The sequence below is a fragment of the Rudaea sp. 3F27F6 genome, from assembly GCF_005503555.1.
In the GTDB taxonomy this organism is placed as follows: domain Bacteria; phylum Pseudomonadota; class Gammaproteobacteria; order Xanthomonadales; family Rhodanobacteraceae; genus Rudaea.
Genome location: NZ_SCNG01000001.1, coordinates 1,054,590 through 1,067,113 on the forward strand (window position 1 = coordinate 1,054,590; position 12,524 = coordinate 1,067,113).

At 66.4% G+C, this 12,524-nt stretch carries 9 protein-coding genes; 7 read left to right on the forward strand and 2 right to left on the reverse strand.

Going from position 1 to position 12,524, the window contains the following annotated elements; translation table 11 throughout:
- Positions 1-35 precede the first annotated feature (35 nt).
- On the reverse strand, positions 36-1,307 hold the full coding sequence (gene waaA, locus FFS30_RS04555) for a lipid IV(A) 3-deoxy-D-manno-octulosonic acid transferase (RefSeq protein WP_137911904.1): 1,272 nt from the start codon (positions 1,305-1,307) through the stop codon (positions 36-38).
- A gap of 126 nt (positions 1,308-1,433) precedes the next feature.
- Between waaA and lpxL the strand changes: the two genes are divergently transcribed.
- The 3 genes from lpxL to FFS30_RS04570 are packed head-to-tail and all read left to right on the forward strand — an operon-like array spanning position 1,434 to position 6,550.
- Positions 1,434-2,354 carry an LpxL/LpxP family Kdo(2)-lipid IV(A) lauroyl/palmitoleoyl acyltransferase gene (lpxL, locus tag FFS30_RS04560; protein ID WP_137911905.1) on the forward strand — a complete coding sequence of 307 codons (921 nt, stop codon included), beginning with the start codon at positions 1,434-1,436 and terminating at the stop codon, positions 2,352-2,354.
- 57 nt (positions 2,355-2,411) lie between these two features.
- A complete protein-coding gene (locus tag FFS30_RS04565) occupies positions 2,412-5,168 on the forward strand; it encodes a DUF2339 domain-containing protein (RefSeq protein ID WP_137911906.1) in 2,757 nt (918 codons plus the stop codon).
- Complete coding sequence (locus tag FFS30_RS04570) at positions 5,165-6,550, forward strand: DUF3999 domain-containing protein (protein ID WP_137911907.1); 1,386 nt, start codon at positions 5,165-5,167, stop codon at positions 6,548-6,550. The genes FFS30_RS04565 and FFS30_RS04570 overlap by 4 nt, the downstream gene beginning before the upstream one ends.
- 52 nt (positions 6,551-6,602) lie before the next feature.
- Here the strand turns inward: FFS30_RS04570 and puuE are convergent, their stop codons facing one another.
- Positions 6,603-7,556, reverse strand: a complete 954-nt coding sequence (gene puuE / locus FFS30_RS04575; protein ID WP_137911908.1) for an allantoinase PuuE — start codon at positions 7,554-7,556, stop codon at positions 6,603-6,605.
- 110 nt (positions 7,557-7,666) lie between these two features.
- Between puuE and FFS30_RS04580 the strand changes: the two genes are divergently transcribed.
- The 4 genes from FFS30_RS04580 to FFS30_RS04595 all read left to right on the forward strand — a co-directional run bounded on the left by FFS30_RS04580 (position 7,667) and on the right by FFS30_RS04595 (position 12,420).
- Positions 7,667-8,689, forward strand: coding sequence for an aminopeptidase (locus tag FFS30_RS04580; RefSeq protein WP_212742397.1), 1,023 nt, complete (start codon positions 7,667-7,669; stop codon positions 8,687-8,689).
- Between the two features lie 255 nt (positions 8,690-8,944).
- A complete protein-coding gene (locus tag FFS30_RS04585; RefSeq protein WP_137911910.1) occupies positions 8,945-10,603 on the forward strand; it encodes a 2-isopropylmalate synthase in 1,659 nt (552 codons plus the stop codon).
- Between the two features lie 186 nt (positions 10,604-10,789).
- Entirely contained in the window at positions 10,790-11,926 is a 1,137-nt protein-coding gene (locus FFS30_RS04590; protein ID WP_137911911.1) for a glycosyltransferase, read from the forward strand.
- A complete protein-coding gene (locus FFS30_RS04595; protein ID WP_137911912.1) occupies positions 11,923-12,420 on the forward strand; it encodes a hypothetical protein in 498 nt (165 codons plus the stop codon). Before FFS30_RS04590 ends, FFS30_RS04595 begins: the two co-directional genes overlap by 4 nt.
- The last annotated feature ends 104 nt before the right edge of the window (positions 12,421-12,524 follow it).

A 12,524-nucleotide genomic window follows, 5' to 3' on the forward strand; every position in this document is an offset into this window, starting at 1 on the left:
CGATGTGGTCTACGCGAGCGCCGGCGCGCGAACCCTTAGCGATTGATTGCTTTCTCCACGATTGCCAGCGTGCGCAGCACGCTGCCCTGCTCGCGCTCGAAGGCCTGTTGCGCGGCGGCGCCGACGCGGCGGCGCAGGTCGGTGCCGGAGAACAAGCGCGTGATCGCGGCGCCGAGTTCGTCGCCGTCGAGCACCTGCAGTGCGGCGCCAGCCTCGGTCAGGCTCGCGTTGATCTCGGCGAAGTTGAACATGTACGGCCCGACCACGACCGGCACGCCGAGCGCGGCCGGTTCGAGCACGTTGTGTCCGCCGATCGGCACGAGGCTGCCGCCGACGAAGGCGACGTCGGCCGCGGCGTAGAAATTGAGCAGCTCGCCAAGCGTGTCGACGACGAAACACTGCGTGTCCGCGGCGGCCATGCCGTCCTCGCTGCGCGTGCGCGTGACGAAGCCGAAGCTGCGGCAGGCGAGCGCGACCGGCTTGAAGCGCTCGGGATGGCGCGGCACGAGCAGCATCAGCGCGTCGGGGAAGCGGCGCAGCACTTCGGCGTGAGCCTTGAGCACGGGCAGTTCCTCGCCGTCGTGCGTCGACGCAGCGATCCAGACCGGTCGGCGCGCGCCCCAGGCGTCGCGCATTGCCGCGGCTTCTTCGAGCAGGTGTTTCGGCACGGTCATGTCGTACTTGAGATTGCCGATGACACCAAGCCGCTCGCCCGGCGCGCCGAGTTCGGCGAAGCGCGCCGCATCGGTCGCCGACTGGGCGGCGATGTAGCTCACGCCGTCGAGCGCACGCTGCACGAGCGGGCGGATCGGCGAGTAACCACGCAGGCTTTTTTCCGACAGGCGCGCATTGGCGATGATCAGCGGAATGCCGCGCTCCTCGCATTCGAAGAACAGGTTCGGCCAGATCTCCGTCTCCATGATCAGCGCCACGCGCGGCCGCACGCGATCGAGAAAGCGCGAAGTCGCGGTCGGCAGATCGTAGGGCAGATACAGGTTGATCACGCGGTCGCCATAGACGCGGCGCACGCGCTCCGAGCCGGTCGGCGTAACCGTGGTGATGACGAACGGCGTGTCGGCATAGCGCCCCATCAGGGCGTCGATCAGCGGCAATGCGGCGTTGACTTCGCCCATCGACACGGCGTGGATCCAGATGCTTTCCTTGAGCTGGACCGTGGAGTAGCCGAAGCGCTCACGCCAGCGGTCGAAGTATTCACGGTAGCGCAGACCGCGTACGGCAAGCCGGTAGAGGATCGCCGGCGTCAGCAGGTACATGGTCAGGGTGTAGAGAAGGCGGCGTAGCGGCACGTGCGGGAGCGCGAAGAAGGATGACGAAGTATAAGGGCTGAGGGCCGGCTCCCGAGGGCACTCGACCGGGAACACGCCGGCTTTCGACCTCTCGGCCGATCGGCCGCGCCCTCTATAATCGCGGCGATGACGTCGCCCTCTCCGCAGCAGCCCGACCTGCACGCCCCGCGCTACTGGCCGTCCTGGCTCGGCGTCGGCGTGATGCGGCTGATCGCCTGCCTGCCCTACCGCGCCCTTTACCTGCTCGGCCGCGTGCTCGGCAAGCTGACCGCATTGCTGCCCGGCGAACGCCGCCACGTCGCACGGCGCAACCTCGAACTCTGCTTTCCCGAACTCGACGACGATGCGCGCGAACGCCTGCTGCGCGCCACCCTCGCCGACCTCGGCCTGATGCTGGTCGAGTTCGCTTTCGCCTGGATGGGCAGCGACCGCGCCCTCGGGCGCGTGCCATGCACCGTCGAGGGGCTCGAACATCTCGACGCCTGTCGCAAGAGCGGCCGCGGCGTGCTCCTCGTCGGTGCGCATTTCTCCCATCTCGAACTCTGCGCACGCCTGGTTTCGCAGCGCATCCGCATCGCCGGCATGTACCGGGTGATGGACAACCCGGTATTCGAAGCGACCGTGCTGCGCGCGCGCCTGCGCTATGCGGAGACGATGTTCACCAAAGACGAGTTGCTCGCGACAGTAAAGTACCTGCGGCGCGGCGGCGCGCTCTGGTACGCGCCGGACCAGGATATGCGCGGCAAAGACTCTGTGTTCGTGCCGTTCTTCGGCATCGACGCCGCGACGATCACCGCGACCCATCACCTCGCCCGCCTGTCCGGCGCCGCGGTGATCCCGTTCTTCCACCGCCGCCTGCCCGACGGGCACGGCTATGCGCTGCGCCTCGAAGCGCCGCTGGAGGACTTCCCGACCGGCGACGCCGTCGCCGACACTGCACGCGTCAACGCGCAGATCGAGCGCATGGTGCGCGAAGCGCCCGAGCAGTACCTCTGGGTGCACAAGCGCTTCAAATCGCGACCGCCCGCCGCGCCCGCCCTCTACTGACCTGCTAGCATCGGAGCGGGGGTTTGTCCGCGCGAACCGCGCGGGAAGAGAGGGACGATGACGTTTCTGTGGATGTTGATCGGTGCGATTGCCGGCGGCTGGTTGAGTTGGGTCGTGCTCGACGGGTCGGTCGGCCTGTTCGGCATGGTCTGCGGCATTGTTTTCGGCTGGCTGTTCGGGCGCACGCTCAAGCTCGGCCGGCGCATCGACCAGCTCGAAGCGCAATTGAAGGCGCTCGCCAGCAAAGAGCCGACTTTTCAAACCACGCCGTCTGCGCAAACCCAGCACGCTGCGGCTGCACCGACGCCGGCACCGCAGGCAAAGACCGCCGCGGTTCCTGCGACTGCCGTACCCACTGCCGCAATCGCAACGGCGCCGGATACCGCACCGACCATCGATCTGCGCGATCTCTCCTCACGCACCGAACCCGCGAGCGCAGATACCGATCCCGCGGCTGCGCATGCAGCGCCGACTTTGCGCATCCCGCGCCCGCAGCCGGAACCGTTGCGCGACAACGCCGCCATAGTCTGGATAAAACGCTGGCTCACCGAAGGCAATCCGCTCGTCAAGGCCGGCGTCGTTGTCGTGTTCTTCGGCGTCGCCTACCTGTTCAAGTACGCCGCCGACCAGGGCTGGCTTACCGTGCCGATCGAATTCCGCTTCCTCGGCGTCGCGATCGCCGCGCTCGGCGCGCTCGTGTTCGCGTGGCGCAAGCGCGAATCGCATCGCTCGTTTGCGCTGAGCCTGCAGGGCGGCGCGATCGGTGTGCTGATCCTGACGATTTTTTCCGCCTATCGTCTCTATGCCTTGCTGCCGCCGACGCTGGCGTTCGCGCTTCTCGTCGTCGTCGTTGCCGGAGCGGGCATGCTCGCCGTACTGCAGGACGCGCTCGCGCTCGCCGTGCTCGCGATCGTCGGCGGTTTTCTCGCACCGATCCTCGTTTCGAGCGGCAGCGGCAATCACGTCGCGTTGTTCTCATACTACGCCGTGCTCAACGCCGCGATCTTCGCCATCGCCTGGATCAAGCCGTGGCGCGCGCTGAACTTGCTCGGTTTCGCCTTCACCTTCGGCGTCGGCACGCTCTGGGGTGCACTCCAATACCGGCCCGAACTCTTCGCTTCGACCGAACCGTTCCTGCTGTTGTTCTTCGCCTTTTACCTACTGCTGCCCGTACTGCACGCGCACCGCCAGGCGCAGGACAGACGCGATTTGATCGACGGCAGTCTCGTCTTCGGCACGCCGCTCGTCGCATTCGGCCTGCAGACCGTTCTGCTCGACTACGCGCGCATGCCGCTCGCATTCAGCGCACTCGGCGCTGCGGCGATCTATGCCGCGCTCGCTGCGCTCGAATTGCGCCGCTGGCGCCTGCTTCTGCTCGGCGAGTCGCACGCACTACTGGCGCTTGGCTTCGCCACACTCGCTGTGCCACTCGCGCTGTCGGCGCAGGCGACGACCTGCACCTTCGCGCTCGAAGGCGCGGCCCTGGTCTGGCTCGGCCTGCGCCAGCAGCGCCGCATTCCGCGCTGGATCGGCTATGCGCTGCAGGCCGTTGCCGGCGGCATCTTCGCCGAACGCTACGCGAACGTCGAAAGCACCATGCCGATATTGAACGGCGAATTCTTTGCCGCGGCGATCCTCGCCCTCGCCGGTCTCGTCAGTGCGCGCCTGCTCTATCGTCGCGATGCGCGTGCGCCGCTCGCCGTGCTGTTTCTCGTCTGGGGTGGCCTCTGGTGGTACGCGGCCGGCGGCAACGAAATCGAACGCTTCGTCGCGCACGAGCGGCGCTGGGATGTCTGGCTCGGATTCCTCAGCGCCACCGCGCTCGTCGCCGTCGAAGCCGCGCGCCGTATGGCCTGGCGCGAACTGTTGGTTCCGGCCGCCGCGGTCGTTCCGCTCGGCCTGCCGTTCATCGCGCTGACCGTGCTCGACGGTCACGGCCCGCTCGAAGGCTGGCATCTGCTCGCCTGGGCGGCCTGGTTGGCCGCCGCGTGGCGCACGCTGCCGGCCGTGGTCGCCGAGCACGCCCTCGGCGCGCGCATCCTGCACTTCGCGCACCTATGGATTTGCGCACTGCTGCTCAGCGTCGAACTTGGCCATCTCGGCCGCGATCACCTGCATCTCGGCGACATCTGGCTCGCGCTGACCATGCTCGCCCCGCTCGCCGCGCTGTTCCTGCTCGCCCTGCATCGCGCCGCGATCGCGCGCTGGCCGCTGGCCGACGAGGCCGATGCGCTGCGCACGCCGTTGCTCGGCAGCCTCGCCGGGGTGATGGGCATCGCCTGGCTCGTCGGCCTCGTCCAAGAAGGCCGGCCGGCACCATTGCCCTACCTGCCGCTGCTCAATCCGCTCGAACTCGCCCAGATCGGCTGGCTCGTTCTGCTTGCGCTTTGGTACCGCCAGGCCCAGGCCGAAGGCAAGGTCTACTTCGATGCCGAACTGCGCGCACGCGTGCTCGCCGCCGCCGCACTGGTGCTGCTGACGACAATCACTCTGCGCGGCGTGCATTTCTTCGGCGGCGTGCCGTGGAATGCAGGCATGGCCACGTCGCCGCTTGCCCAATCGGCGCTGTCGATCGTGTGGACGCTCGCCGGTATCGTCGCGATGCTCGCCGGCAAACAGCGCGGCTCGCGCGCAGTCTGGTTCGGCGGCGCGGCGCTTATGGCGCTCGTCCTCGTGAAGCTGATGCTAATCGACCGCAATTTCCTCAACGACCTCTCGGCGATCGTCGGCGTGCTCGTCGTCGGCGTGCTGCTCGTCGCCGTCGGCTATTTCGCACCGGTGCCGCCGAAGCCGGCCGCGGGAGAAAACGCATGAGGCGCCTCCGCATTGCCGCCCTCGCGGCTTGCGCGCTGTTCGCCACGGGACTGCACGCGAACGAATCGCAGCGCTATGCCTATGCGTGGCCGCTGAGTCTCGATGGCGACGGCTCGGCCTGGCAGGTCGAGCTGCCGATCGAGGTCTACGCCGTGCTGACGGATAGAGAGTTGCGCGACCTCGTCGTCGTCGATGCGCAAGGCAATCCGGTGCCGACCGCGTTGCGCGCGACCGAATCGGCGCCAGCGACATCCGCCCTCAGCGCTTTGCCGCTGTTCGCGCTGCCGCCGAGTGCGCAGGCCGCAGACGAGAGCCCGCTCAATTTGCGTATCGAGCGCGATGCCGATGGACGCCTGCGCAGTCTGGACGCCGATCTCGGCAGCACGAAGACGAATGCCGCGACGAACGACTGGCTCATTGACGCGAGCCGGCTCGCCGCCGGCATCGACAGCCTGCGCCTCGACTGGGACGACGCCAACGGCACCGCGCAATTCGCGATCAGCGTGAGCAACGATCTGCAGAACTGGCGTACCGTCGTGAGCACGGCGAGCGTGCTCAGCCTCGCGCAGAACGGTAACCGGCTCGACCGTCACGATATCGATCTCAGTGGCGTGCACGCGAAATATCTGCGCCTGCGCCGTCTCGACCACGGCCCCATGCTGCCCGGCCTGCGCGTCAGCGCCGCCACCTCGGCGCGGGCCGATCCGGTGCGCGCGGCGCGGCAATGGATCGTCGCGACGGCACAAGACGCAGCGGCTGCACCGGCCGCCAGCGACGCGAAGGAATACCGCTACACGCTGCCTGGCGCGCTGCCGGCCGAGGCGCTCAAGTTCGATCTCGCCGACGACAACTCGGTCGCGCGTGTGGACGTCAGCGGTCGCCGCAGCGAAGGCGCCACCTGGTATGCGCGTGCGGATTTCACCGCGTTTCGCCTGCATTCCGAAGGCACGACGATCGGCAACGACGAAGTCGCGCTCGCCGGCATCGCGCGCGATACGCAGTGGCGTGCGCGCGCGGCGACGCCGCTCAATCTGGCACCGCGCCTGAGTCTCGCCTGGCGCCCCGACCGTTTCATTTTTCTCGGCGAGGGCAAAGGCCAGTACCGGCTCGCCGCCGGCAGCGCAACCGCGCGGCGCGCCGACTATCCGGTCGACGTGGCACTGGCGCAATTGCGCGGCAAACTCGGCACCGACTGGCAGCCACCACTCGCCCGGCTCGGCGCGCGCGAAACGCTGGCCGGAGACACCGCGCTGCAGCTTCCCGCACCCACGGCGAAACACGACTGGAAAACCTTTCTGCTTTGGGCCGTGCTGGTGGTTGCCGCCGCGCTGATCGGCTATCTCGCGCTGAGCCTGCTGCGCGCGCAGAAACCGCCCGAATAGCATCCAGATCACGCCGCGCCATCAAGCAGACCAAACGCGCGACAGTCGCGTCCTAGCGCTGGGGATGATTCTCGATCCAGTGCCGCGCGATGTCGACGCGCCGGCAGATCCACACCTTATCGTGAGCAAGCGCGTAGTCGAGAAAGCGTTCGAGCGAGGCGATGCGTGCCGGCCGGCCGATCAGGCGCGCATGCAGTCCGATCGACAGCATCTTCGGCGCATCGAGGCCGTTCGGGTCGCCTTCGCGGTAGAGCACGTCGAACGCGTCCTTCAGATAATCGAAGAACTGCGTGCCCGAATTGAACCCCTGTGCGGCAGCGAAGCGCATATCGTTGCTGTCGAGCGTGTACGGCACGATCAACTGCGACACGCGCGCCTGCACACCCGCGCGCGCGATGTCGACCTGCGTCCAATACGGCAGGTCGTCGGCATAGGAATCGGCGTTGTAGAGATAGCCGCCGTGCTCGGCGACCAGGCGACGCGTGTTCGGGCTGTCGCGTCCGGTGTACCAGCCGAGAGGCGGCTGGCCGACGAGTTCGCCGAGCAGCGCGGTCGCTTCCGCGATATGCACGCGCTCGGTCGCCTCGTCGATAGACTGATAACTGATCCAGCGCAATCCATGACAAGCGATCTCGTGGCCAAGTTCCCTATAAGCGGCAAGTGCTTCCGGATGCCTACGCAACGCCTCGGCGACGGCGAAAATCGTTAACGGTAATTTACGATTTTCGAACGCACGCAGCACACGCCAGAGCCCCGCGCGCGAACCGTACTCGTACAGCGACTCCATGCTCATATGCCGCGCGGCAAACGCCTGCGCGCCGATAATTTCGGAGAGGAACGTTTCCGATGCGGCGTCGCCGTGCAGCACGCAGTTCTCCGCGCCTTCCTCGTGATTGAGCACGAACTGCAGGGCGATGCGCGCGCCGCCCGGCCAACGCGGATGCGGGGCATTGCGACCGTAGCCGATCAGGTCGCGCGGATAAGTCGAATCGGAAGTCGGCTGCATGGCGAACTTGCGCAATGAACGATGCCGTCATCATAGCGATTCGGCACAATGGCGCCATGCCATCGGCGACAATCTCACTCCGCACCCGCGTCCGCATCGTTTGCATCGCAATGATCAGCCTGCTCGCCGCCGCCTGTTCGACCCTGCGCTACTACGCACACGTCGCCCACGGCCAGGCACAGATCGTCGCGCAGCGCGAGCCGCTCGACCGCGTCATTGCCGATCCGGCGACCGATGCGAAACTCGCCGCACGCCTGCGCCTCGCGCTCGAAGCGCGCCGTTTCGCCTCGGCGCGTCTCGGCCTGCCCGACAATCGAAGCTATACAAGCTATGCCGACCTCAATCGGCCCTACGTGGTCTGGGACGTCTTCGCCGCGCCGAAATATTCCGTCGATGCGATCCTGCACTGCTTCCCGATCGCCGGTTGCGTGCCGTATCGAGGCTATTTCGACGAGGCAATGGCCAAGGCCGAAGCGGCGCGCCTCGAGTCGCGCGGCGACGATATCTACATCGGCGGTGTCGCTGCGTATTCGACGCTGGGCTGGTTCGCCGACCCAATCCTGTCGACCATGCTGCGCTGGGACGACGACGAACTGATCGGCACGATCTTCCACGAACTCGCGCACCAGTTGATCTACGTGAAGGACGACACCGCGTTCAACGAATCGTTCGCGAGCTTCGTGCAGGACGAAGGCCTGCGCGAATGGCGCGCGGCGCGCGGCGAAGCAGCACATGAGGCACGCAATCGCACAGCCGGCGACGATTTCGTGCGCCTCGTGCTCGACCTGCGCGAACGCCTGCGCAAACTGTACGCGAGCGGGCTCGATGCGACCGTGATGGAAACGGCCAAGCAGAACGAGATCGCCGATTTCCGCGCGCGCTACGCACAGTGGCGCGATGCGCATTGGCCCGACGATCATCGTTACGACGCCTTCGTCGCCAAGCCGATCAACAATGCAAGCCTGCTGCCGTTCGGTCTCTACGACGGCTGGACGCCGGCCTTCGCCGCGCTGTTCGCGCAGAGCGGACGCGACTGGCCGGCGTTCTATGCACGCGTGCGTGAACTGGCGCACATCAGCAAGCCCGCGCGCGAGGAAAAGCTGCAAACTCTGACGGCGAAGCCGGCCCAGTAGGTTTTGCCGTCTAGACGTCCAAACGCGCAGATACTTGCCTCGTGGCGGCGTTCGTCTGTTAGAATCGGCGCATGCGCACTCTGCCGCTCTCGCCGCTCCTTCTTGGACTCGACCTTACCCTCGGCCGGGATCCGCAGCGCGCACTCGCAAACTGACCTCTCCCTGATCCCGGCCATCGACCAGACCCGCAAGGTCTGACGGGAGAGACGCGCGCTTCGGCAACGACGCCCTCCCACTCCGCTCCATGGCCTTATCATGATCTCCAATCCGCAATCCAAATACCGCCCTTATCCCGTCGTAGACCTGCCCGACCGGCAGTGGCCGTCGCGCCGCATCAGCGCGCCGCCGATCTGGCTCTCGACCGACCTGCGCGACGGCAACCAGGCCTTGTTCGACCCGATGAACAAGGCAAAGAAGCTGCGCCTGTTCGACGAACTCGTGCGCATCGGCCTCAAGGAAATCGAACTCGGCTTTCCGGCCGCGTCGCAGATCGACTTCGACGTGATCCGCCACCTGATCGAGAACGATCTGATCCCGCACGACGTCACGCCGATGGTGCTGACCCAGGCGCGGCCCGACCTGATCGAACGCACGATCGCTTCGGTGCGCGGCGCGCGCCGCGTCATCGTCCACGTCTACAACGCGACCGCGCCGGTCTGGCGCCGCGTCGTGTTCAACATGCGCGTCGACGAAATGCTCAAGCTCGTCGACAGCCAGGTGTCGCTGATCAAGCGTCTCACCGACGCGCAACCGGAAACCGAATGGCGCCTGCAGTATTCGCCCGAGACGTTCTGCATGACCGAGCTCGACGTGTCGCTGGCCGCCTGCAACGCGGCGACGCGCGCGTGGAACCCGGGACCGGGCCGGCCGATCATCCATAACCTGCCGACCACGGTCGAAGTGTCGACGCCGAACGTCTTCGCCGACCAGATCGAGTGGATGGACCGCCACCTGGAGCGGCGCGAACACGTCGTGCTCTCGGTGCATCCGCACAACGACCGCGGCACCGGCATCGCCTGCGGCGAACTCGCTCTGCTCGCCGGCGCGCAGCGCATCGAAGGCTGCCTGTTCGGCAACGGCGAGCGCAGCGGCAACGCCGATCTGGTCACGCTCGCGCTGAATTTGTACACGCAGGGCATTCATCCCGGCCTGGATTTTTCCGACATCAACGCGACCGCGCGCGTTGCCGAGGAATGCACGCAGTTGCCGATCCATCCACGTCATCCGTACGTCGGCGATCTGGTCTTCACCTCGTTCTCGGGCTCGCACCAGGACGCGATCAAGAAGGGCTTTGCCGCGCGCCGTGACGGCGATTTCTGGGAAATGCCCTATCTGCCGATCGATCCGGCCGACGTCGGCCGCAGCTACGAGAGCATCGTGCGCGTCAACAGCCAGTCGGGCAAGGGCGGCATCGCCTACCTGCTCGAACGCGACCACGGCATCGTCATGCCGCGGCGCATGCAGATCGAATTCTCGTCGGTCGTGCAGCGACACACCGATTCGAGCGAAGCCGAGATCACCAGCCGCGATCTGTGGGATCTGTTCGAGCGCACCTATCTGACCTGCGCGAACGATACGAGCGGCCTCGTTTATCTCTCGCACAACGCGCGCGCGCTCGACGACGGCCATGCGATCGATCTCGACGTCAGCGTCGCGGGGCGGCCGCATACCTTGCAGGGCCAAGGGTCGAGCGTGCTCGACGCGACAGTGCAGGCGCTGCCGATCGCGCTGCGCATCGACAGCCATGAGCTGCTCGGCGCGGCCAACGGCGACGCGGTCGTGATCATCGAAGCCGCCCACGCCGATGCGCCCGGTGCGCGTTTCGGCGTCGGCCGCCATGCCGACCGCGACACCGCGGCGATTCTCGCCGTGCTCAATGCGGCGGCACGACTGGCGGCCAAGCCGGCGGCCTGAACGGCATAGCTTCACGTTGGAATCAGGGTTCCCCGTTCGTGGCGAGGTATCGAACCACGAACGGCGGCATCGGCGTAAGGTTCGCATCTCCGCGCCTCGAACTCTATCTGGCAACGGACGAAGCCTGATTTCAAACTCGTCCGCTGCCGCTATCATCCCCGCTTCGCGCAGAGCAAGGATGACCCCGTGACCCGACTTTTGATTCTCAGCGTCAGCGCCGGCAACGGCCATGTGCGCGCCGCGCAGGCGCTCGAAGCGACCGCGCGCGCGCTGCCCGACGCGCCTGAAGTCGCGCATCTGGACGCGATGGATTTTGTCGCGCCGGGTTTCCGCAAGATGTATACCGACTGGTACATCAAGCTGATCAACGAGCATCCGGGCATCTGGGAGCAGTTGCATCATCTCTCCGACACCACGCCGCACAGCGCCGCCTCGCAGCGCCTGCGGCGCGGGATCGAGCGCCTGTCGAGCGGCGCACTGCGGCGTGAGGTGCGCAAGCGCCAACCCGACGCGGTGATCTGCACGCACTTCCTGCCGGCGGAATTGCTCAAGCGCGAAATCGATCACGGCCACCTGCACTGCCCGGTCTGGCTGCAGGTGACCGACTACGATCTGCACAATATGTGGCTCGTACCCGAACTGGCCGGGTATTTCGCCGCGACCGGCGAAGTCGAGTTCCGTATGCGCGCGCGCGGCCTGCGTGAAGACCGCCTGCACGTCACCGGCATTCCGGTGATGCCGGCGTTCTCGCGGCCCAATGCCGAGGAACTCGATCGCACGCTGTGCGCGCGCGAACTCGGCCTCGATCCGGCACGCCGCGTGATCCTGATCGTCGCCGGTGGCGCCGGAGTCGGCGACCTGCCGACGCTCGTCCGGCGCGTGCTGACCCTGCCGGGCGATTTCCAGATCGTCGCCGTCACCGGCCGCAACGCGCAGGCGAAAGAAACGCTCGATGCACTCGCGAACGAACATCCGCAGCGCCTGCTTGCGCTCGGCTTCACCGACAAGATGCACAAACTGATGGCGGCAAGCGATCTCGTCGTCACCAAGCCGGGCGGCCTGACCGTGTCGGAGTGCCTCGCGATCGGCCGGCCGATGCTGCTGATCTCACCGATACCAGGGCAGGAAGAACACAACGCCGGTTTCCTCATGGAAGAAGGCGCGGCGTGGCTGGCGTACGACGGCATCGGCCTCGAATACAAAGTACAGCGCCTGATGGCGGAGCCGGCGACGCTCGCGGCAATGGCGGCGCGCAGCCGTGCGCTCGGCAAGCCGCACGCGGCGCAGGCGGTGCTCGATTTCGTCCTCGGCGCAACGCGATGAACGGAACGACAAATACCTCGGCAGCGCCGGGTTGGCCGCGTACGCTGACTTATATCGTCTGGGTGCTGCTGATGGCCTGCTTCTTCGCCGAAGTCGAAATCCAGATCGAAGGCGCGTCGGGCTGGGCGTCGAAGCTGCCGACCTGGCGTATCGAATCGCACTGGCTGCTCGACATCTTCTGGGGCGGCCGGCCGATGACCGGCTATCACGCCTGGGTTTTCAGCTTTATGGCGCTGGCGTTTTTCGCGCCGCTGGTCTTTTTTGCTCAGTACACCTGGCGCGCCGCCGGACAGGCGCTCGCCGGCGTGATGCTGTTCTGGATGGTCGAAGACGCGGCCTGGTTCGTGTTCAACCCGGCTTTCGGTTGGAGCCGCTTCGCACCCGAGTACGTGCCGTGGCACAAACATTGGGTGCTCGGTGTACCGGCCGACTATTGGGTCGGTCTCGGCGGCGCCGCGCTGATTTTCTGTCTGATCAATCGTAAGCCCAGGTAAATTCTTGCAAAGAAACCGACTTCAATAATGGAATCTCCGGTCTAATCCTGGAATTTTCCTACCCGATGGCGAAAGGTCCGCGCCGGTACGCGAAATTCGCGGCG

Excerpts from the sequence above, each read along its gene's own strand:
- FFS30_RS04565 (WP_137911906.1), top strand. The coding sequence starts at position 2,412 with ATGACGTTTCTGTGGATGTTGATCGGTGCGATTGCCGGCGGCTGGTTG.
- FFS30_RS04570 (WP_137911907.1), top strand. The coding sequence starts at position 5,165 with ATGAGGCGCCTCCGCATTGCCGCCCTCGCGGCTTGCGCGCTGTTCGCC.
- FFS30_RS04585 (WP_137911910.1), top strand. The coding sequence starts at position 8,945 with ATGATCTCCAATCCGCAATCCAAATACCGCCCTTATCCCGTCGTAGAC.
- puuE (WP_137911908.1), bottom strand. The coding sequence starts at position 7,556 with ATGCAGCCGACTTCCGATTCGACTTATCCGCGCGACCTGATCGGCTAC.
- lpxL (WP_137911905.1), top strand. The coding sequence starts at position 1,434 with ATGACGTCGCCCTCTCCGCAGCAGCCCGACCTGCACGCCCCGCGCTAC.
- FFS30_RS04580 (WP_212742397.1), top strand. The coding sequence starts at position 7,667 with ATGATCAGCCTGCTCGCCGCCGCCTGTTCGACCCTGCGCTACTACGCA.
- FFS30_RS04595 (WP_137911912.1), top strand. The coding sequence starts at position 11,923 with ATGAACGGAACGACAAATACCTCGGCAGCGCCGGGTTGGCCGCGTACG.